Below are 19664 nucleotides of genomic sequence, written 5' to 3'. Positions count from 1 at the left end.
ATAGGTCGGATGCTCAGGCCGCTTCGAAGCCCGAGTGGTCCGCGATCTTGCGGAGTTCGGCCAGCGCGTGCTTCTCGATCTGCCGGATCCGCTCGCGGGTGAGGCCGTGCTGCTTGCCGACCTCGGTGAGGGTCCGCTCGCGGCCGTCCTCCATGCCGTAGCGGGAGCGGATGATCGACGCCGTGCGGTTGTCCAGACGGCCGATCAGGCCCTCCAGCTCCTCGCGGCGCAGCATCACCAGGACCGCGTCCTCGGGCGAGGTCGCCCCGGTGTCCTCGACCAGGTCGCCGAACTGGGTCTCCCCGTCGTCGTCCACGGTCATGTTGAGGCTGACCGGGTCACGGGCCCAGTCCAGCACGTCCTTGATCCGCTCGACCGTGGTGTCCAGCTCGGCGGCCACCTCGGCGTGCTCGGCGTCGCGGCCCAGTTCCTTGGACTTCTCGCGCTGGACCCGGCGGATCCGGCCGAGCTCCTCGACCAGGTGGACCGGGAGGCGGATGGTGCGGGACTGGTCGGCGATGGAACGGGTGATCGCCTGGCGGATCCACCAGGTGGCATAGGTGGAGAACTTGAAGCCCTTGCCGAAGTCGAACTTCTCGACGGCGCGGACCAGCCCGGCGTTGCCCTCCTGGATGAGGTCGAGCAGCGGAAGTCCGCTGCGCGGGTAGCGGCGGGCGACCGCCACGACCAGCCGGAGGTTGGAACGGATGAACACATCCTTGGCGCGGGCACCATCGGCGGCTATCGCACGCAGCTCGTCCTCGCTCGCGCCGCCGGCGGTGTCACCGGTCGCGAGCAGGTGCTCGGCGAAGACGCCCGCTTCGATGCGGGTGGAGAGCTCGACTTCCTGGGCGGCGTCGAGCAGCGGGGTCCGGGCGATCTCGTCGAGATACATGCCGACGAGGTCGCGGTCGGCCTCACCGCTGGTCGGACGCGCATTGCGGGTCCGGTCGGCCTTGTCGCGGACGACGGCACGGGTGGCCATGCTTACTCCCTCTCGGAGGACGTGACGGGCCTGGCTGACCCGTTCGTGGCTGCCTTTCATAACGATGCAACGATCAGAATCCGGACATCATTCCCAAGGTGAGGATTTTTCTCCGCAGTTGCAGTATGCTGGCCAATTTTGCCGCGTTCGCATGCGGAGCGTATCCGGTCGCTCACCCGCCGACGGTGGCGGCGGTCAAGGGCTGCGGCCGCTGGGGGTGTCCGCCTTTGGAACACTGCGCGCCTACCCCGTATGCCCCGGCCTGTGCGGGGCGTCCTGTACTGACTCACACGATTGTCCGCCGGGCCCCGGTTCCCTGCCCGTCGGAACGCGCCGCCCGTCAGAACCGTCGGAACGCCCCGGGCCCACGACAGGACGGCCCGCCGTCCCTTGAAGGGGACGGCGGGCCGTCGGGTACCTCGCGGTGGTCAGGACTTGCAGTAGTACAGCTTCTCCGTGGAACTGGAGGCCGCGGTCGACGTGGACGTGGACGAGGAACTCGTGGAGCTGGTGCCGCCGTACTCGGAGGCGCTGACCACGGTGCAGGTGGAGGTGACGTAGGAGGTCGCCGCGGAGTTGGCCTGGCCGCCGCCGGGACCACCGCTGCCGCCCGCCAGGACGTAGTGCAGCTTGCCCGAGGAGATGTACTCCTTGATCTGGGCCAGGCTCATCGCCGGGTCGTCACCGGTGAAGCCGCCCATGGCGATGGCGGCCTTGCCGCCGGTCTGCAGGATGATCTCGTCGGCGGTCTGGGCGCTGGACGTGGCCACCAGCCAGGTGGCGCCGTCCTGGTGGGCCTCCAGGTAGCTGAGCATCTTGCTGTCGACACCGCCGCCCATACCGCCGCCACCGCCGCCGAAGCCACCACCGGCTGCTCCGCCGGTGCCGCCGGTCGGCGCACCGCCGTCGGTGCCGCCCGGGAAGCCGCCGGTGGGCAGGTCACCGGTCTGACCGGTGCCGGTGCCCGTACCGGTGCCGGTCTGACCCGTCTGGCCGCCCGGGGCACCCTGGCCGCCGCCCGGCATCTCGCCGGCCTGGCCGCCGCCGGGGAAGCCCTGGCCGCCGGTGGTGCCGGTCGGACGCTCGCCGCGCAGGCCTCCGCCCGCACCACCGCCGAAGCCGCCGCCACCGCCGGGCGCACCGCCGCCGCCGAAGCCACCGCCCGAGGAGGGGCCGCTGCTCGGGTTGGTGCCGTTGATCGCACCGGCGGTCGCCGTGTCGGCCGCGTAGGCGGCGGGCCCGGCCAGCAGGGCGATCAGCGCAGCCGCCGCCCCCACCGTGAAGAGCGGTCCGGCCACCCGCCCGAAGCGGGCGACCAGCAGGAAGACCACCGCCGCGAGCGCCAGCACCGCGATCGTCGGCCACAGCCAGCTGTCGAAGCTGGTGGAGCGGCGCAGCAGCGCGATCGCCCACACCGCCGACACCACGATGCCCAGCGGGAGCACCCAGGCCCAGGCCGCCGAACGGACCCGGAAGGCCCGGAAGATCGCGGTCCCGCCGGCCCCGGTGAGGGCGGCGATCGCGGGGGCCAGCATGGTCGTGTAGTACGGGTGGAAGGTCCCCGAGGCGAAGCTGAAGGTCACGTAGTGCGTCAGCAGCCAGCCGCCCCACAGCAGGTAGGAGGCGCGCTGCAGGTCGGTGCGGCGCCTGCGGCCGCGCAGCACCAGGGCGCCGACCAGGGCGATCCCCGCGAACGGGATCAGCCAGGAGATCTGGCCGCCGAGGATGCTGTTGAAGAGGCGTCCGATCCCGGCCGTGCCACCGAAGTTGGCACCGCCGCCGAAGGCGCCGCCGGCGCCGGAACCGCCGCTGTCACCGGTGATGCGCGCCAGGCCGTTGTAGCCGGTGACCAGGTCCCAGACGGTGTCCTTGGTGCTGGAGCCGACGAAGGGCCGGTCGCTCTTGGGGATGGAGTCGACGATGACCATCCACCAGCCGCTGGACACCACCAGCGCCACTCCGGCGATCAGCAGGTTGCGCACCCGCTTGAGCACGCTCCCCTTCGCTGCCCAGACGTAGGCCAGGAAGAAGGCCGGCAGCACCATGTAGGCCTGCAGCATCTTGGTGTTGAAGGCGAAGCCGACCAGCACCGCGGACCAGACCAGCGGCTGCAGCTTGCCGCTGCGGATCGACTCCAGGCAGCACCAGGCGGCGGAGACGGTGAGCAGCACCAGCACCGGGTCGGGGTTGTTGTCCCGGGTGATCGCCACGGTGATCGGGGTGAGCGCCAGCACCAGTCCGGCGACGGTCGCCGCGGTGTGGCCGAAGACCCGGCGCACCGCGCTGTAGAGCACGCCGACCGCGGCGATCCCGCAGGCCGCGATGGGCAGCAGCATCTGCCAGGTGCCGAAGCCGAAGATCCGGCAGGAGGCCTCCATCACCCAGAGCGCGAACGGCGGCTTGTCGACGGTGATGAAGTTCCCGGTGTCCAGCGAGCCGAAGAACATCGAGGACCAGCTCTTGGTGCCGCTGAGCACCGCCGCGGCGTAGTACGAGTTGGCGTCGCCGTTCTCGCCGAGGCCGTAGACGTACACCGCGGCGGAGAGCAGCAGCACCCCCCACAGCGCGGGGCGGGCCCAGCGGGGTGCGGTCTCCCGGCCCAGGAAGATCCGTTGCAGCAGTGATCGTCCCTGGTTGCGGGCAGTGTCGCTGCCGGCCGCCGGAGGGGCGGTTACGTGCGCGCTCATCAGTGGTTCAGCTCCTGGTTGTGCGAGGAGGAGGCCGCGTGGCGGCGGGCCTGCCGCTTGGGGTTGAACACCCAGACCCGCATCAGCAGGAAGCGGACGACCGTGGACAGTGCGTTCGCCCCCACCAGTGCGGCGAGTTCGACGACATGGGAGGCCCCCGGGGCGGCGACCCTGACGACCGCGAGGGTGGCGGTGCTCAGCACCAGCCCGATGACGAAGGCGATACCGCCCTCGACCTGGTGCTTGAGGGCGTCGGCCGTACCGGTGACGCCGAAGGTGAAGCGCCGGTTGGCGGCGGTGTTGGCGATCGCGGTGGCGAACAGGGCGACCGCGTTGGCCAGGACGGCCGGGGCGAGTTGACGCAGGATCAGGTAGAGCGCCAGGTAGGCGACGGTGCTGATGACGCCGATCACCGCGAAGCTGGACAGCTGCCAGCGCATCGCGGGCGGCAGCTGGGCCTGCTGGACCCGGGGCGGCACCGGCAGCCTGGTGGCTCCGGAGAGCGTCTTCCTGGCCACCCGCCACATCCCCTTGAGGTCGTCCTTGACCGTGCGGACGATGTCGACGCGGCTGTCCGGGTCGTCGACCCAGTCCACCGGGACCTCGTGGATGCGCAGACCGCTGCGCTCGGCGAGCAGCAGCAGTTCGGTGTCGAAGAACCAGGTCTGGTCCTCGACCGAGTCGAGCAGCGCCTTGACCACGTCGGTCCGCGCGGCCTTGAAGCCGCACTGGGCGTCGGAGAACTTGGCCGCCATGGTGGTGCGCAGCATCAGGTTGTACGTACGGGAGATGAACTCGCGCTTGGGACCTCGGACCACGGCCGAGCCGCGGTGCAGGCGGCTGCCGATGGCGAGGTCGCTGTGGCCCGACAGCAGTGGCGCGACCAGGGGCAGGAAGGCGTCGAGGCCGGTGGAGAGGTCCACGTCCATGTAGCTGACGACGTCGGCGTCGCTGCTGCTCCAGACCTGGCGCAGGGCCCGGCCCCGGCCCTTCTGGTCCAGGTGCACGGCGCGCACCTCGGGGATCTCGGCGGCCAGCCGGGTCGCGACCTGCCAGGTGGCGTCGGTGCTGGCGTTGTCGGCGACGGTGATGGTGAAGCGGTACGGGAAGTTCTCCGCCAGGTAGGCGTACAGACGCCGGACGCTGTGCTCGAGGACGTGCTCCTCGTTGTAGACGGGGACGACGATCTCAACCAGTCTGGCCCGGCCTCCGGACTGCGGGGCCGGCTCCGGGTCCGCGGCGGGCTGGGCCGCCAGCACTGTCGGTTGGCTCATGTACTTCAGACTTCGGCACCGGTCTGTGCGGAAGCTGTGGCTGGGATAGGGCGGTGGTGAGAGTTCCGCACCAGTTAGCCGTCATTCATCCCCTGAGCTGGCCCTTCAGTATTTTGCCCGAGGCGTTCCTGGGAAGTTCGGAAATGAATTCGACCTGCCGGGGCACCTTGTAGTTGGCCATCTCCCGGCGGGACCAGGCGATGAGCTCGGCTCCGGCCTCCGCGGCGGCGTCCGGCGCCAGCTCTCCGCGCGGGACGACGAAGGCCTTGCCGACCTCGCCGAGCCGGGGATCGGGGACGCCGACCACCGCGACGTCGGCGACCAGCGGATGCCGGGCCAGCACCTGTTCGATCTCCGCGGGGTAGGCGTTGAACCCGCCGACGGTGTACATGTCCTTGAGCCGGTCGGTGATCCGCAGATTACCCTCGTCGTCCAGCACGCCGATGTCGCCGGTGCGCAGCCAGCCGTCGCGGGTGAAGGCCGACTCGGTCTCCTCCGGGTCCTCGAAGTACTCGCGCATCACCGTGTAGCCGCGCACCTGCACCTCGCCGGGGGTGCCGGCGGGCTGCTCCTTGGACTCCTCGTCGGCGACCCGGACGGTGACGCCGGGGACCGCGCGTCCCGAGGTGGCCGCGATCAGGCCGGGGTCGTCGCCGCGGCGGCCCATGGTGACCAGGCCGCAGGACTCGGTGAGCCCGTAGGCGGTGAGCACGGTGCGGAAGCCCAACTCGTCGCGGATCCGGGTGACCAGTTCCAGCGGGACCACGGCGGCCCCGGTCACCGCCAGCCGCAGGGTGCGCAGGTCGTAGGAGCCGCGGGCCGGGTGGTCCAGCAGCGACTGGTAGACGGTGGGCGCGCCCGGAAGCACGGTGACCCGCTCGCTGGAGACCTTGGCGAGCACCGCCTCGGCGTCGAACACCGGCTGCGGCAGCACGGTCGCCCCGCGCATCAGCGCGGCCAGCACGCCGGCCTTCCAGCCGAAAGTGTGGGTGAACGGGTTGACCACCAGGTAGCGGTCGCCCTCGACCAGACCGGCGATGTCGGCCCAGGTGGCGAAGGCCCGCAGGGACTGGGCGTGGGTGGTGACGGCGCCCTTGGCGCGTCCGGTGGTGCCGGAGGTGAACATGATGTCGGCGGGGTCGTCCGGCTGCACCGCGTCGGCCCGCTCGCGGACCGCCCGCGCGGGCACCTCGGCCGCGTCGGCGAGGAAGCCGCGCCAGTGCTGGAACCCCTCGCCCGCCTCGGCCCGGTCGCCGAGCACCACCACGGTGCGCAGTTCGGGCAGGTCGCGCAGCGGGCCGCGGTTGCGGGCGCCGGCCGGCGCCGCTCCCCCGGCGGCGGCGCGCAGCGCGGAGACGTAGCCGACGCCGAGGAAGGTGTCGGTGACCAGCAGCAGCCGGGCCCGGGTCCGCCGGAGCAGTTCCACCGCCTCGGCGCCCTTGAGCCTGGTGCCCAGCGGGACCAGCACCGCGCCCGCGCTGACCGCGCCGAGCGCCGCGACCACGTAGTCCGGGGTGTTCGGGGCCCAGATCGCGACCCGCTCGCCCGGTCCCACCCCCGCGGCCATCACCGCGGCCGCGGCCCGCTCGACCCGTGCTCCGAGGTCGCGGTAGCTGAGCCGGGTCCGCGGACCGACCACGGCCTCGCGCTCACCGTGGGTCTCGGCGGCGGCCCTGACCAGCCGGGGAACGGTGCCCCACTCCAGATCTCCTCGCACGGCACCCTCCGTATCGACCCGAGCATCCCAGCAGCACAGCACTCATGACGCCACGTCAGATTAGATCGGCAACGGCCTTCCGGCCAGACCCCCGGACACCTATTCTGACGCCACGTCAGATCCCGAGACGATGTCGGGTCAGCACCTGACCCGTGCCCGAGCCAACGGGGGAAGCCATGCTCAAGGACCGTACGGCGATCGTCGGCATCGGCCAGACCCGCTTCGCCAAGACCCTCGACGAGCCCGAGAAGACCCTCGCCTGCCGGGCCGTGCTGGCCGCCCTGGACGACGCCGGGATCGACCCCGCGGAGGTCGACGCCCTCGCCTCCTACACCATGGAGGAGACCGACGAGGTCGAGCTGGCCAAGTCCATCGGCGCCGGGGACATCACCTTCTTCAGCCGCACCGGCTTCGGCGGCGGCGGCTCCTGCGCCACCGTCGCCCACCTCGCCATGGCCGTCGCCACCGGGCAGGCCAGCGTCGGTGTGGCCTGGCGCTCCCGCAAGCGCGGCTCCGGCGTCCGGCCCTGGACCAACACCAGCGTGCAGCTGCCCACCCCGGCCCAGTGGACCCGCCCCTTCGGCCTGCTGCGCCCCGCCGACGAGATCGCCATGCTGGCCCGCCGCTACATGCACGAGTACGGCGCCACCCGGGACCACCTCTTCAACGTCGCCCTGGCCTGCCGCAACCGCGCCAACCAGAACCCGGCGGCGGTGATGTACGACCGGCCGCTGACCCGGGAGATGTACATGGACGCCCGCTGGATCTCGGAACCGCTCTGCCTCTACGACAACTGCCTGGAGACCGACGGCGCGCTCGCCTGCGTGGTGGTCAGCGCCGAGCGGGCCCGCGACTGCCGGCAGCGGGCGGTGTACATCCACTCCGCCGCACAGGGCCTGCCGGCCCAGCACCACGGGATGGTCAACTACTGGAACGACGACCCGCTGACCGGACCGGCCTGGACCGCCGCGCGCCACCTGTGGAAGACCGCCGACCTCGGTCCACAGGATGTGGACACCGCCCAGATCTACGACGCCTTCACCCCGCTGATCCCGCTCTCGCTGGAGGGCTACGGCTTCTGCGGCCGCGGCGAGGGCGCGGCCTACACCGAGGGCGGCGCCCTGGAACTGGGCGGGCGGCTGCCGATCAACACCGCGGGCGGCGGCCTCTCCGAGGGCTATGTGCACGGCTTCAACCTGATCAACGAGGGCGTCAGGCAGCTGCGCGGCAGCTCCACCTCCCAGGTCCCCGACGCCGCGACCTGCCTGGTCACGGCCGGCGAGGGCGTCCCCACCTCGGCCCTGCTGCTGCGCAACTGAGGGAGTCCCATGTCTGTCACCGGAACACCCGCCACCGGAGTACCCGTCACCGGAACATCGGTCACCGAAGCGGTCCACGCGGCCGGGGGCATGGCCGGCGGCCTGCTGCTGCCCTGGCCGGACACCGACGGCGAACCCTTCTGGCAGTACGCGCTGCGCGGCGAGCTGCGGGTGCAGGCCTGCGCCGACTGCGGGTTGCGGCGCTTCCCGCCCCGGCCCGCCTGCCCGCGCTGCCACAGCTTCGCCGACGAGTGGCGGCCGACCTCCGGACGCGGACGGATCTGGTCGTTCGTCGTCGCCCACCCGCCGCTGCTGCCCGCCTACGCGGAACAGGCCCCCTACCCCGTCGCGGTGGTCGAACTGGACGACGACCCGACGATCCGACTGGTCGGCACGCTCACCCCCTCGGTGCGCCGCCCCGACGCCCCCTGGAACGCCGTCCCGGTCTCCCGGCTGCGGATCGGCGCCCCGGTCCAGGCCGTTTACCAGATCCTCGCCCCCGGCGTGGCAGTTCCGCGATGGGCGCTGACCACTCCCTGATCCTCGGCCGGGGCCGCCGGCGGGGCAAATAGAATGCGGTCCCATGACTTGGTTGATCACGGGTGGGGCGGGCTACATCGGTGCACATGTGGTGCGGGCCATGGTCGAGGCGGAGCTGGGGGTCGTCGTCCTGGACGACCTGAGCAGCGGCGACCCGGCTCGGCTGCCGGCCGGTGTCCCGCTGGTCGAGGGCTCCACCCTGGACCGCCCGCTGCTCGACCGGGTGATGAAGCAGCACCAGGTCACCGGGGTGCTCCACATCGCCGCGAAGAAGCAGGTCGGCGAGTCGGTCGAGCAGCCACTGCGGTACTACCACGAGAACGTCGAGGGCCTGCGGCTGGTGCTGGAGGCCGCGGCCGACGCGGGGGTGCGCCGGTTCCTGCTGTCCTCCTCGGCAGCCGTCTACGGCATGCCGGACGTGGACGTCGTCACCGAGGACACCCCGTGCGCACCGATGAGCCCCTACGGCGAGACCAAGCTGGTCGGCGAGTGGCTGGTCCGCGCGGTGGGCCGGGCCCACGGCATCGGGACGGTCGCGCTGCGCTACTTCAACGTCGCCGGGGCGGCCACGGCCGAGCTGGGCGACCCGGGGGCCACCAACCTGGTGCCGATGGTCTTCGAGCGGATCACGGCGGGCAAGCCGCCGCTGGTCTTCGGCGACGACTACCCCACCCCCGACGGCACCTGCATCCGTGACTACATCCACGTGGCGGACGTGGCCACCGCGCATGTGGCCGCGGTGCGGCGGCTGGAGGACGACCCGGACGGAACCGAACTGGTCCTCAACATCGGCCGCGGCGAAGGGGTCTCGGTCCGCGAGATGCTGGACACGATCGGCACGGTCACCGGGCTGGACACCACCGGCGAAGTGGTCTCCCGCCGACCGGGCGACCCGGCCCGGGTGGTGGCCTCCGCGGACCGGATCACCTGCGAGCTCAACTGGTCCGCACAGTTCGACCTGGAGGCGATGGTCGCCTCCGCCTGGTCCGGCTGGCAACTGCGCAACCCCTGACGGCCTCGTTTTTCAGGGGCGCGGGGAACTGCGCGACCAGCCCCCTACGAAGGTGCATGGTTGGCAGCGCAGTTCCCCGCGCCCCTGAAGGGGCTCAGTCCCGCGTCGCGGTGCCGCGGGCTGCGTCCAGGGCGTAGACGCAGCGGTCCTTGCTGCAGGCGAAGACACGGCCGTCGACCGCCACCGGGGAACCGGTGATCTCCCCGCCGGTGTCCAGCTTCCAGCGCAGCCGCCCGGTGGTCAGGTCCAGGGTGTAGAGCGAGTGGTCCCTGCTGCCGAAGTGCACCAACCCGCCGAACGCCGCAGGCGCCCCGGTGAGCTCGCCGCGCGCGGTGTGCCGCCAGCGCTCCTCCCCGTCCCGCGCGGCGAAGGCGTAGACCGTGTCGCCGCTGCCCACCAGGACGGTCCCGTCCTCGTGGACCACCGGGTCGATCCCCTGCCGGCCGCCGGTACGGGCCTGCCAGCGCAGCGCACCCGTGCCGGTGTCCAGCGCGAACACCGCGCCGAGGTAGTCGGCCGCGAAGAGGCTGCCCTGGTCGTCCAGGGTCGGCGGGGTGAACAGCACCACCGGGGCCTTGAAGCGCCAGCGCTCCTCCCCGGACTCCTCGTCCAGGGCCAGCACCCGGGCCCCTGAGGTCAGGTAGAGCACGCCCTGGCGCAGCACCGGCCGCGAGGGGACGTCCTCGCCGACCTGGACCGCCCAGCGCGGCCGACCCGTCGTCAGGTCCAGGGCGCGGAGCATCCCGCCGCCGTAGTAGTAGACCGAGTCGCCCACCACGCAGGGGCCCGACTGCGGGCTCTCGTACTCCTGCTGCGCGTCGCCCACCTGCCACATCTGGCTGCCGTCGATCGCCGAGCGGACCTGGACGCCGCCGCCCCTGGTGCCGGCCACCAGCGCGCCGCCGCCCGCGTCCAGGGAGTAGGTCCAGCCGTCCAGGGTGACCCGCCAGCGCTCCTCGCCGTCCGCCGCGGCGAGGGTGAACAGGCTCGGGCCGTCCGCGGCGTGGACCTGGCCGTCGGCCACGGACATCGCCCAGGCGACGTCGCGGGTCTTGAAGCGGCGGCGCCCGGTGGCGATGTCCAGGGCGTGCACCTCGAAGCTGGTCACATAGAGGACGCCGTCGCTGACCTGCGGCACCCCCCAGACGTCGTTGGACATCCGGAACCGCCAGGGCCGCCAGCGCGAGCCCGAGGTGGGCGGCGCCGGCACCGCGGCGGCGGGCTCCGACGTCGCCGCGGCCTGCCGTCCGTGGTTCTGGTGGGTGGCGTTCTCCCGGTTCGAACCGGGGCCCTGTCCTCCGGGGCCCTGTCCAGGGACGCGTCGCACCCAGCCGGTGGCGGCGGGCGGCAGCGAGTCGTCCGGCCCGGGGCCGCCGGTCTCGCCGGCCCTGACCCCGGGGCCGATCGCCACGGAGCCGCCGAGCAGCTGCACCACCGGGGTGGGCGTGGTGGACGGTACCGGAGCCGCCACCGGCGCCTGAGCGGCTGCCTGGGCCTGGGCGGCCGGTGCCGGCTCCGGATCGGGCGCGCCGGCGTGCCTGCGGCCGCCGCCCGCGGCCGGTTGGACCTTCTTGGTCGGCGCGTGCTCGTCCAGGGCCGACGGCTGGGCCACCGGCGCCGGGTGCGCGGTCCTGGGGTCGTAGCCGGCCGACGGGGCCGCGACCGGGGCGGCCACCGGGGCCGCCAGCGGCACCGGGGCGGGGACCGGCGCGGGAACAGGCACCGGGACGGGCGGCGGAGGCGTGTTGCGCCGTCCCCGCTTGCGGTCGATCAGCTCCAGGGCGGCCGGCGGCAGCCAGTCGCGGGAGTCGTCGTCCCCGTCGCCGTTGGAGTACAGGTGCGGGGCCAGCTCGGACTGGATCTGGGCCGGGGTCAGCCGCCGCTCCGGCGCCGGGCGCATGCAGGCCTTCACCAGCGGGGCCAGGTCGGGGGCGAGGCCGGACAGGTCCGGGGACTCCCGGAGCAGCATGAACACCGTCTCCACCGGGTTGGCCCCGTGGTACGGGGCGTGCCCGGTGGCCGCGTAGACCAGCATCGAGCCCAGCGAGAACACGTCGCTGGCCCCGGTCACGCTGCGGCTGTCCCTGGCCTGCTCGGGCGACATGTAGGCGGGGGTGCCGACCGCGACGTTGGTCATGGTCAGCCGGGTGTGCGAGACCCCGGCCGCGATGCCGAAGTCGATCACCCGCGGTCCGTCCTCGGTGACCAGCACGTTCGAGGGCTTGAGGTCGCGGTGCACCAGCCCGGCCGCGTGGATCGACTGCAGCGCCTCGGCGATCCCGGCGACCAGCCAGCGCACCGCGCCGACCGGCATCGGACCGCACTCGGCGACCAGGTCCTCCAGCGAGGGCGCCGGGATGTAGGCGGTGGCCAGCCAGGGCACCGGGGCGTCGGCGTCGGCCTCGACCACGGGCGCGGTGTAGAAGCCGGAGACGGTGCGGGCCGCCGCGATCTCGCGGGCGAAACGCACCCGGAACAGCTGGTCCTCGGCCAGCTCGGCGCGCACGGTCTTGATCGCCACCCGTCGGCCCGCGGACGACCTGGCCAGGTAGACCAGCCCCATTCCGCCCGCGCCGAGGCGCCCGAGCACCTCGAAGGGGCCGATCCGCCTGGGATCGTGCGCCGTCAGCTGGTCCACGTCCTCAGCCACCTCCCCGTTAGTTCCACGCCGGCACCGTGGTGTCGCCGCACCGTGCCGTCGTTGCTGTGCCTGATTGTCCAACGTCGACCGCCGCTGTAGCCAACCAGCCCCGAAAAATCGTTCCGGCCGGGTTTTGCGCGCGGACCTGACGAGGTGCCACCGCGCCATGCATGGGCAGGGGTCCAGGAGGGGCAGTAGGCCATGCGTGTGGACACATTCGGGTGTGTCCTACGACTCGATCGGGAATTCGGGACGCCGTCGTTAGATGGACGAAGGCGCAGGCGCACGGGAGGCGCGGGATGGGTGGCAAGGTGACAAAGACACAACAAGAAACCCAGCGGAAGGCCCGGCGACAGCAGGCTCCGGCGAAACTGCTGCGGAAAGCGCTGCCGGGCCAGGGAACGGCCGGCCAGCTGGTCCCGGTGCTGGAGGACCTGCTGGGCGCGGAACTGCCCGTCCGGCTGCGCACCTGGGACGGCGGCGAGGCCGGCCCGGCCGGCGCCCCCGCCCTGGAACTGCGGAACCGGCGGGCGCTGCGGCACCTGATCTGGCGTCCGGACGAGCTGGGGCTGGCCCGCGCCTATGTGTCCGGCGATCTGGAGATCGCCGAGGACAGCGACCTCTACGACGTGCTCGACGCGGTGGTGCGCCTGGTCGAGCAGACCAACGCGGCCAGCCTGCGCCCCAGCGCCCGCGAGATCTTCGGTCCAGAGGGCCGCCGGCTGCTCCGCACCGCGATCGGCGCCGGGGCGGTCGGCCTGCGCCCGCCGCTGCCGCCGGAGGAGGCGACCCGGGTCAAGGTCGCCGGCACCCGGCACTCGCTGATGCGCGACCGCAAGGCCATCAGCCACCACTACGACGTCGGCAACGACTTCTACCGGCTGGTCCTGGGCCCGTCCATGGTCTACAGCTGCGCCTACTGGCCGACCGGGACGCACACCCTGGAGGCCGCCCAGGAGGCCAAGCTCGACCTGATCTGCCGCAAGCTGGGCCTGCGCCCCGGGATGCGGCTGCTGGACGTCGGCTGCGGCTGGGGCTCGCTGCTGCTGCACGCCGCCGAGCACTACGGCGTCGAGGGCGTCGGGGTGACCCTCTCCACCGAGCAGGCCCGCGGCGCCCGGGAACGGATCGAGGAAGCCGGCCTCTCCGACCGGCTGACGGTCCGCCTGCAGGACTACCGCGAGGTGGACGACGGGCCCTACGACGCCATCTCCAGCGTCGGGATGGCCGAGCACGTCGGCTCCGAGCAGTTCCGCCGCTACGGCACCCAGCTGTACGGGCTGCTGCGCCCCGGCGGGCGGCTGTTGAACCACCAGATCGCCCGGCGCCCCAACCTGCCCGGCGAGCGCTACCGGATCAGCCCCTTCATCGCGGCCTACGTCTTCCCCGACGGCGACCTCGCCCCGGTCGGGCAGACCGTCAGCCTGCTGGAGGAGTCCGGCTTCGAGATCCGCGACGTGGAGTCGCTGCGGGAGCACTACGCGCTGACGCTGCGGGCCTGGGTGACCAATCTGGAGGCCGACTGGGACCGGGCGGTCAAGCTGTCCACCCTGGGCCGGGCCCGGGTCTGGCGGCTGTACATGGCGGCCTCGGCGCTGGCGTTCGAGGAGAACCGGATCGGGGTCAACCAGATCCTCGCGGTGCGCACCGGGGCCGACGGGGACAGCGGCCTGCCGCCCAGCCGGGAGGAGTGGCTCGACCGGGTCGTGACCCGGGAAACGGACGGCTCCTCAGACCCCGGAGCCGGCGCTCCGTCCGGCGGTCCGTCAGCCTGACGGACCATTCGGGCCACTGCCGAATAGCGCGGGGATCTTGCCACGGTAAACTGACGGCATGACAGGACAAGTTCGCACCGTCGACGGGCGTGTCGCCGGGCGACGCGGGCAGGCGACGCGGCAGAAGCTGCTCGAATGCCTTAGCGAGATGCTCAGCACATCGCCCTACCGGGACGTCAAGGTCATCGACGTCGCCCGGATGGCCGGTACCTCCCCCGCAACGTTCTACCAGTACTTCCCCGACGTCGAGGGCGCTGTCCTCGAGATCGCGGATGGAATGGCCCGGGAAGGCGCCGCCCTGAAGGACCTGGTCGCCGAGAAGTCGTGGGCCGGCAAGTCCGGCTACCAGACGGCTGAGGAGCTGGTGGAAGGCTTCCTCAACTTCTGGCGCGACAACGAGGCCATTCTCCGCGTGGTGACGCTGGGATCGGCGGAAGGGGACAAGCGGTTCTTCAAGATCCGCATGAAGATCCTCAACGCCGTGACCAACTCGCTCACGGACTCCCTCAAGGCCATGCAGGACACCGGGAAGGCGGACAAGTCGATCAGCGCACCGGCTGTCGCCGGCTCCCTGGTGGCCATGCTGGCCGCCGTCGCCGAGCACCAGAAGGGCTTCGACTCCTGGGGCGTCAAGGCCAAGGAGCTCAAGCCGAACCTGGCGCTCCTGGTCTACCTCGGCATGACCGGCAAGAAGCCGCCGAAGTAGCCGAAGCAGTGCAGTAGCAGCACCGTCCTGGGTCGCGGGCCCCGGCCGCCTGTCCGGTCGGGCCGAGCTGCCGGGCGTGCCTCGGGGGAGGTACTCCGGTTCGAGCCCCGCACCCATGTCCATCAAGGGCGGTCGTCCCCGAAAGGGGACGACCGCCCTTCGCTTGTCCATGTTCGGCGGCAGGTGCCTCAGTCCTGCTTCTTCTCGACCGGCGTGAGCCGGAAGATCCGGATCTGCCGTTCGATCCGCGCCTGGTAGGTCGCGTACGGCGGCCACATCCGCAGCAGCGCGGCCCAGGCCTCGGCCCGTGCCTCGCCCTCCAGCAGTTCGGCGGTCGCCTCCACGGTCCGGCCCCGGTGCTCGACCAGCGCCCTGCCGTCCGCGATCAGGTTGCCGGTCCACGCCGGGTGGGCCGGGCGGCCGAAGTTGCTGCCGATCACCAGGAAGGTGCCGCCGGACTCCGGCAGGCAGGCCATCGGGGCCACCCTCGGCTGCCCGGTGCGGCGGCCGGTCGTCGTCAGGAACAGCGACGGCAGCATGTACTGGCTGATCATCACCTTGCCGCCGGTGACCCGGTGCACCATCTTGTCCATCGGCGGCAGCACCCGGGGGGCGATCCTGGCGAAGACCGGGCTGGAGGAGACCTTCTGGACCACCGCCTCCAGCCGCGAGCTCGGCGGACGCAGCTCCGGTGCCGGCGCGGGGGCGGGTGTCGATGGGGGTGTCGCCATGTCAGGCCTCCTGGCGGACAGGGGTGCGGACGGGGATGCGGGCAGGAACGGGCGTCGGGCCGAACAGGTTCGCGCGCTCGGCGGCGCGGGCGCGCAGCAGGTGCGGCGGCCCGAACAGCAGTTCGTCGGCGGCGGCCCGCTTGAAGTAGAGCTGGGCGTCGTGCTCCCAGGTGATGGCGATCCCGCCGTGCAGCTGGACGGCGTCGGCCGCAGCCGTGCGCAGCGACTCCAGTGCGTGCGCAAGCGCGAGTGGTACGGCGGTGGCGGAGGCCCCAGCCTCGCCCTCGCCGTCCCCTTCGTTCTCGCTCTCGTCCCGCTCCAGCGTCCAGGCCGCGTAGTGGACCGCCGAGCGGGCCGTCTGCACGGCGACGTACACATCGGCGAGGCGGTGCTGCACCGCCTGGAAGGAGCCGACCGCGCGGCCGAACTGCTTCCTGACCTGCACGTACTCCACCGTCCTGGTCAGGCACTGCTCGGCCGCGCCGACCGCCTCCGCCGCCACCGCGAGGGCGGCGTACCGCCCGGTGCGGGCGAGTGCGGGCCCCGCGTCGCGCTCCGGGTCGCCGAGCGGAACGGCCGGGGTGTCCCGCAGCTCGACCCGGGCCAGGGTCCGGGTGTCGTCCATCGCGGCCAGCCGGGTGCGGGTGAGGCCGGGTGAGCCGGCCTCCACCAGGAACAGCACGGTCCGACTGCGCGGGAAGCCGCCGGTGTGGGCGGCGACCACCAGAAGGTCGGCGCGGGCGCCGTCCAGCACCTGGCCGGCCTCGCCGTAGAGCAGCCAGCCGTCGCCCTCGGGGGCGGGCCGCGCCTGGACGCCCCCGGCCCGGCCGCCACCGGCCGTCGTACCGTCCGGCAGGCCGTCGCCGGCGCCGGCCGGGACCAGCCCGAGCGCGAGCGCCGGCGCCGCGGCGGTGACCAGGGCGCTGGTGCGGGCGCCGTCGGCCAGCGCGGGCAGCAGGTCGGTGCGCTGCTGCTCGGTACCGACGGTGCGGACGGCGGTGGCCGCCAGCACCGAGGAGGCCAGCAGCGGCGACGGCAGCAGCGCCCGGCCGCTCTCCTCGCAGGCCAGGGCCAGCTCGACCGGCCCCAGGCCGACCCCGCCGTACTCCGCCGGGAGGGCGAGCCCGGGCAGGCCGAGCTGGTCGGCGAGCCGGTGCCACAGCTCGGCGTCGTAGCCCAGCGGTCCTGCGGCCGCCGCCCGCACCTCGTCGGGGCCGCAGTGCTTGGCCAGCAGCTCCCTGAGGGTGCGGCGGACGGCTTCCTGTTCCGGGGTCAGCGCGGGGTCCATGCCGCCTCCTCTTTCCGATCTGACGATCCGTCATACTAGAAGCGCGGATGCACAGGGCACAGGGGCGCGGCGGCATGAATCTGATGTACCGTCAGATCCTGTGCCCAAGCCCGAGGGAGCTGATCGCCCGTGCCCGAGCCGTCACTGCACTCCCCCGTCCCGGACAGCTCGCCGCGCCGTCGCCGGGTCGCCGTGGTCGGCGCGGCGCTGGCCGACTGCGGCCGGGTGGACCGGGCCACCCCGTTCCAGCTGCACGCCCAGGCCGCGCGGCGGGCCCTCGCCGACTCCGGGCTGCCGCGCGGACTGGTCGACGGCGTCGCCTCGGCCGGGCTGGGCATCCTCGCCCCGGTGGAGGTCTCCGAGTACCTGGGACTGCGTCCGACCTGGACCGACTCGACCTCCGTCGGCGGCTCCACCTGGGAGGTGATGGCCGCCCACGCCGCCGACGCGATAGCCGCCGGCCACGCCGAAGCGGTCCTGCTGGTCTACGGCTCCACCGCCCGCGCCGACCTCAAGGCCGGCCGCCGCACCGCCGGGATCGCCCTCGGCGCCCGCGGCCCCCAGCAGTTCGAGGCCCCGTACGGACACACCCTGATCTCCAAGTACGCGATGGCGGCCCGCCGCCACATGCACGAGTACGGGACCACCCTGGAACAGCTCGCCGGCGTCGCCGTCCAGGCCAGGGCGAACGCCGCCGACAACCCCGACGCGATGTACCGGTCCCCGCTGACGGTGGACCAGGTGCTGGCCGGGCCGGAGATCGCCTCCCCCTTCACCAAGCTGCACTGCTGCATCCGCTCGGACGGCGGCTGCGCGGTGCTGCTCGCCGCCGAGGACTACGTACCCGACACGCCGCACGACCCGGTGTGGATCCTCGGCACCGGAGAGCATCTCAGCCACAACCTGATGTCCGAGTGGGAGGACTTCACCGTCTCCCCCGCCGCCGTCTCCGGCCGGCTTGCCTACCAGCGGGCGGGCGTCACAGCGGACGACATCGACCTGGCGGAGATCTACGACGCCTTCACCTACATGCCCCTGGTCGCCCTGGAGGACCTGGGCTTCTGCGCCAAGGGCGAGGGCGGCCCCTTCGTCGACGCCAAGGCCGGCCGCCTGCTCCGCGACGGCGAGCTGCCGGTCAACACCGACGGCGGCGGGCTCTCCGCCTGCCACCCGGGGATGCGCGGGCTGTTCCTGATCGTGGAGGCGGTCCGACAGCTCCGCGGCGACTACGCGGGAACCGGACGCCAGGTGCTGAAGCGCGGCGGTCTGCCGGAACTGGCCCTGGTCAGCGGGACCGGCGGCTGGTTCTGCTCCTCGGCGACGATGGTGCTGGGCCGGGGCTGAAGGCGGCCTGCAACGGCTCCGGCGGCTACGCCGCCACCGCGTCCAGGAAGTCGTGGAGCTTGCCCCGGGTCCGTTCGACCTGCTGCTCCAGCGTCAGCGACTCGTGCAGGCGGGCGCCCACGCCCGTCGCGCTCTTGAGGCCGCGGAGGTAGAGGGAGCAGGCCAGGTCGGTGCAGAGGTAGATGCCGACCGAGTTGCCCTCGCGGCCGGCCGGGCCGGCCTTGCGGGCCACCATCAGCGAGACGCCGTCGCCGGAGTGCGTGGTGAGGCAGAGCGAGCACATGCTGCGGCGGACCAGGCCGCGCCGCTGGGAGGGGTAACGGAGGGTCAGGCCGACCAGCGCGCCGTCCCGCTCGGTGACCAGGTAGCTGCGGTCGGGGGCGGAGAGGTCGGTCCAGCCGAGGAAGTCCAGGTCGCCCCAGGGACGGTCGGCCAGGTCCCGGGGGACCGGAAGGCGCTTGGCCTCGCCCTTGGTGCAGTTGACGAACGACGCGCGGATGTCCTGCTCACTTGCTGCCTTCATTCCGCCGACGCTAACAACGCCCTGAGCAGGCGGGCAACCGAAAAACCCGGGGCCGCACCGACCTCGGGAGCGCAGCGGCGGCTCAGGGGCAGCGGACCACCTGGCCGGCGTAGGCGAGGCCGCCGCCGAAGCCGATCAGCAGGACCGGGGCGCCGGAGCGCAGCTCGCCGCGTTCGACCAGCTTGGAGAGCGCCAGCGGGATGGAGGCGGCCGAGGTGTTGCCGGAGTCGACCACGTCGCGGGCGACCACCGCGTCGGGGGCGCCGATCTTCGCGGCGATGGCGTCGATGATGCGCAGGTTGGCCTGGTGCGGGACGAAGCCCTCCAGGTCGGCCGGGGCGATCCCGGCCTTCTCGCAGGCCTGCAGCGCCAGCGGGGCGATCTGGGTGGTGGCCCAGCGGAACACGGCCTGGCCCTGCTGGCTGATGGTCGGGTCCCAGCCGTCGATGCGGACCGCGTCGCCCTTGGACGGGTCGGAGCCCCAGACCACCGGGCCGATGCCGGCCTCCTCGGAGGCCTCCACCACCGCGGCGCCGGCGCCGTCACCGAAGATCACGCAGGTGCTGCGGTCGGTCCAGTCCAGGACGTCGGTCATCTTCTCCGCGCCGATGACCAGCGCGCGGGTGGCGGCGCCGGCCCGGATCGCGTGGTCGGCGGTGGCCAGGGCGTAGGAGAAGCCGGAGCAGACGGTGTTGATGTCGTAGGCCGCCGGGGCGGCGATGCCCAGGCGGGCGGCGACCTGCGCGGCCGTGTTGGGGCTGCGGTCGATGGCGGTACAGGTGGCGACGGTGACCAGGTCGATCGTGGAGGCGTCGAAGCCGCTGGTCGCCAGCGCCTTCTCGGCGGCACGGAAGGCCAGGTCGGCGACGCTCTCACCCTCGGCGATGTGCCGGGTGCGGATGCCGACGCGGCTGCGGATCCACTCGTCGTCGGTGTCCACCAGCTTGGCGAGGTCGTCGTTGGTGAGGACCTTCGGCGGCTGGTAGTGGCCGAGCGCGACGATGCGGGAACCAGTCATGTGTCCACTCAAGCCGGTTACCGGCGGGTCATCGGGCACTGCCTGGGACAGTATCCGAGGGGGGATGCTGTAGGGGCCGGACAACTTCCGTACGGCGACTGGCC

Annotated in this window: 15 protein-coding genes; 6 read left to right on the top strand and 9 right to left on the bottom strand. The window is 72.7% G+C overall.

The annotated features are described in order from the left end of the window. Positions 1-13: 13 nt before the first annotated feature. From IF29_RS0103970 to IF29_RS0103955, 4 genes are all read right to left on the bottom strand, one after another. Positions 14-985: a sigma-70 family RNA polymerase sigma factor gene (locus tag IF29_RS0103970; RefSeq protein WP_030249595.1), complete on the bottom strand. Its 972-nt coding sequence runs from the start codon at positions 983-985 to the stop codon at positions 14-16. A 428-nt stretch (positions 986-1413) separates the two neighbouring features. Continuing rightward, positions 1414-3672 carry an ArnT family glycosyltransferase gene (locus IF29_RS0103965; RefSeq protein ID WP_084713497.1) on the bottom strand — a complete coding sequence of 753 codons (2259 nt, stop codon included), beginning with the start codon at positions 3670-3672 and terminating at the stop codon, positions 1414-1416. Next, the gene (locus IF29_RS0103960) at positions 3672-4946 is read right to left on the bottom strand and encodes a bifunctional glycosyltransferase family 2/GtrA family protein (protein WP_084713495.1); all 1275 of its coding nucleotides are present in this window, start codon (positions 4944-4946) and stop codon (positions 3672-3674) included. Before IF29_RS0103960 ends, IF29_RS0103965 begins: the two co-directional genes overlap by 1 nt. Positions 4947-5031: 85 nt before the next feature. Further along, entirely contained in the window at positions 5032-6663 is a 1632-nt protein-coding gene (locus IF29_RS0103955) for a FadD3 family acyl-CoA ligase (protein ID WP_030249585.1), read from the bottom strand. 176 nt (positions 6664-6839) lie between these two features. Here IF29_RS0103955 and IF29_RS0103950 point away from each other — a divergent pair, with 176 nt between their 5' ends. The 3 genes from IF29_RS0103950 to galE all read left to right on the top strand — a co-directional run bounded on the left by IF29_RS0103950 (position 6840) and on the right by galE (position 9534). Continuing rightward, positions 6840-7982, top strand: a complete 1143-nt coding sequence (locus IF29_RS0103950) for a lipid-transfer protein (protein ID WP_030249583.1) — start codon at positions 6840-6842, stop codon at positions 7980-7982. A gap of 90 nt (positions 7983-8072) precedes the next feature. Beyond that, positions 8073-8522, top strand: coding sequence for a Zn-ribbon domain-containing OB-fold protein (locus tag IF29_RS0103945; protein ID WP_051724894.1), 450 nt, complete (start codon positions 8073-8075; stop codon positions 8520-8522). A 43-nt stretch (positions 8523-8565) separates the two neighbouring features. Continuing rightward, positions 8566-9534 carry a UDP-glucose 4-epimerase GalE gene (gene galE / locus IF29_RS0103940; protein ID WP_030249577.1) on the top strand — a complete coding sequence of 323 codons (969 nt, stop codon included), beginning with the start codon at positions 8566-8568 and terminating at the stop codon, positions 9532-9534. 94 nt (positions 9535-9628) lie between these two features. Here the strand turns inward: galE and IF29_RS0103935 are convergent, their stop codons facing one another. Then, entirely contained in the window at positions 9629-12172 is a 2544-nt protein-coding gene (locus IF29_RS0103935) for an outer membrane protein assembly factor BamB family protein (protein WP_030249575.1), read from the bottom strand. Between the two features lie 389 nt (positions 12173-12561). Here IF29_RS0103935 and IF29_RS0103930 point away from each other — a divergent pair, with 389 nt between their 5' ends. Both IF29_RS0103930 and IF29_RS0103925 read left to right on the top strand, forming a co-directional pair. After that, the gene (locus IF29_RS0103930) at positions 12562-13950 is read left to right on the top strand and encodes an SAM-dependent methyltransferase (protein WP_232242022.1); all 1389 of its coding nucleotides are present in this window, start codon (positions 12562-12564) and stop codon (positions 13948-13950) included. Between the two features lie 58 nt (positions 13951-14008). Next, a complete protein-coding gene (locus tag IF29_RS0103925; RefSeq protein WP_030249568.1) occupies positions 14009-14656 on the top strand; it encodes a TetR family transcriptional regulator in 648 nt (215 codons plus the stop codon). Between the two features lie 188 nt (positions 14657-14844). On the opposite strand, the gene IF29_RS0103920 is transcribed toward IF29_RS0103925, so the two are convergent. Next, positions 14845-15387 carry a nitroreductase family deazaflavin-dependent oxidoreductase gene (locus IF29_RS0103920; RefSeq protein ID WP_084713491.1) on the bottom strand — a complete coding sequence of 181 codons (543 nt, stop codon included), beginning with the start codon at positions 15385-15387 and terminating at the stop codon, positions 14845-14847. A gap of 1 nt (position 15388) precedes the next feature. Further along, entirely contained in the window at positions 15389-16675 is a 1287-nt protein-coding gene (locus tag IF29_RS0103915; protein ID WP_051724860.1) for an acyl-CoA dehydrogenase family protein, read from the bottom strand. A 129-nt stretch (positions 16676-16804) separates the two neighbouring features. Between IF29_RS0103915 and IF29_RS0103910 the strand changes: the two genes are divergently transcribed. Beyond that, entirely contained in the window at positions 16805-18019 is a 1215-nt protein-coding gene (locus IF29_RS0103910; protein ID WP_030249560.1) for a thiolase C-terminal domain-containing protein, read from the top strand. Positions 18020-18044: 25 nt separating this feature from the next. Here IF29_RS0103910 and IF29_RS0103905 read toward each other — a convergent pair whose 3' ends face one another. Both IF29_RS0103905 and IF29_RS0103900 read right to left on the bottom strand, forming a co-directional pair. Next, positions 18045-18542 carry an FBP domain-containing protein gene (locus IF29_RS0103905; protein ID WP_030249558.1) on the bottom strand — a complete coding sequence of 166 codons (498 nt, stop codon included), beginning with the start codon at positions 18540-18542 and terminating at the stop codon, positions 18045-18047. Positions 18543-18624: 82 nt separating this feature from the next. Next, positions 18625-19560, bottom strand: a complete 936-nt coding sequence (locus tag IF29_RS0103900) for a beta-ketoacyl-ACP synthase III (protein WP_030249555.1) — start codon at positions 19558-19560, stop codon at positions 18625-18627. Positions 19561-19664 lie beyond the last annotated feature (104 nt).

The organism is Streptacidiphilus jeojiense (assembly GCF_000719095.1).
Lineage (GTDB): Bacteria > Actinomycetota > Actinomycetes > Streptomycetales > Streptomycetaceae > Streptacidiphilus > Streptacidiphilus jeojiensis.
Note: the sequence above shows the minus strand (reverse complement) of the source record. Positions and strands in the feature narration are given on the sequence as shown.

What these genes read in the sequence shown, in the direction of transcription:
- IF29_RS0103925 (WP_030249568.1), top strand. Translation starts at nt 14,009, where the DNA reads ATGACAGGACAAGTTCGCACCGTCGACGGGCGTGTCGCCGGGCGACGC.
- IF29_RS0103960 (WP_084713495.1), bottom strand. Translation starts at nt 4,946, where the DNA reads ATGAGCCAACCGACAGTGCTGGCGGCCCAGCCCGCCGCGGACCCGGAG.
- IF29_RS0103965 (WP_084713497.1), bottom strand. Translation starts at nt 3,672, where the DNA reads ATGAGCGCGCACGTAACCGCCCCTCCGGCGGCCGGCAGCGACACTGCC.
- IF29_RS0103945 (WP_051724894.1), top strand. Translation starts at nt 8,073, where the DNA reads ATGGCCGGCGGCCTGCTGCTGCCCTGGCCGGACACCGACGGCGAACCC.
- IF29_RS0103905 (WP_030249558.1), bottom strand. Translation starts at nt 18,542, where the DNA reads ATGAAGGCAGCAAGTGAGCAGGACATCCGCGCGTCGTTCGTCAACTGC.
- IF29_RS0103900 (WP_030249555.1), bottom strand. Translation starts at nt 19,560, where the DNA reads ATGACTGGTTCCCGCATCGTCGCGCTCGGCCACTACCAGCCGCCGAAG.
- IF29_RS0103950 (WP_030249583.1), top strand. Translation starts at nt 6,840, where the DNA reads ATGCTCAAGGACCGTACGGCGATCGTCGGCATCGGCCAGACCCGCTTC.
- galE (WP_030249577.1), top strand. Translation starts at nt 8,566, where the DNA reads ATGACTTGGTTGATCACGGGTGGGGCGGGCTACATCGGTGCACATGTG.
- IF29_RS0103915 (WP_051724860.1), bottom strand. Translation starts at nt 16,675, where the DNA reads ATGGACCCCGCGCTGACCCCGGAACAGGAAGCCGTCCGCCGCACCCTC.
- IF29_RS0103920 (WP_084713491.1), bottom strand. Translation starts at nt 15,387, where the DNA reads ATGGCGACACCCCCATCGACACCCGCCCCCGCGCCGGCACCGGAGCTG.
- IF29_RS0103970 (WP_030249595.1), bottom strand. Translation starts at nt 985, where the DNA reads ATGGCCACCCGTGCCGTCGTCCGCGACAAGGCCGACCGGACCCGCAAT.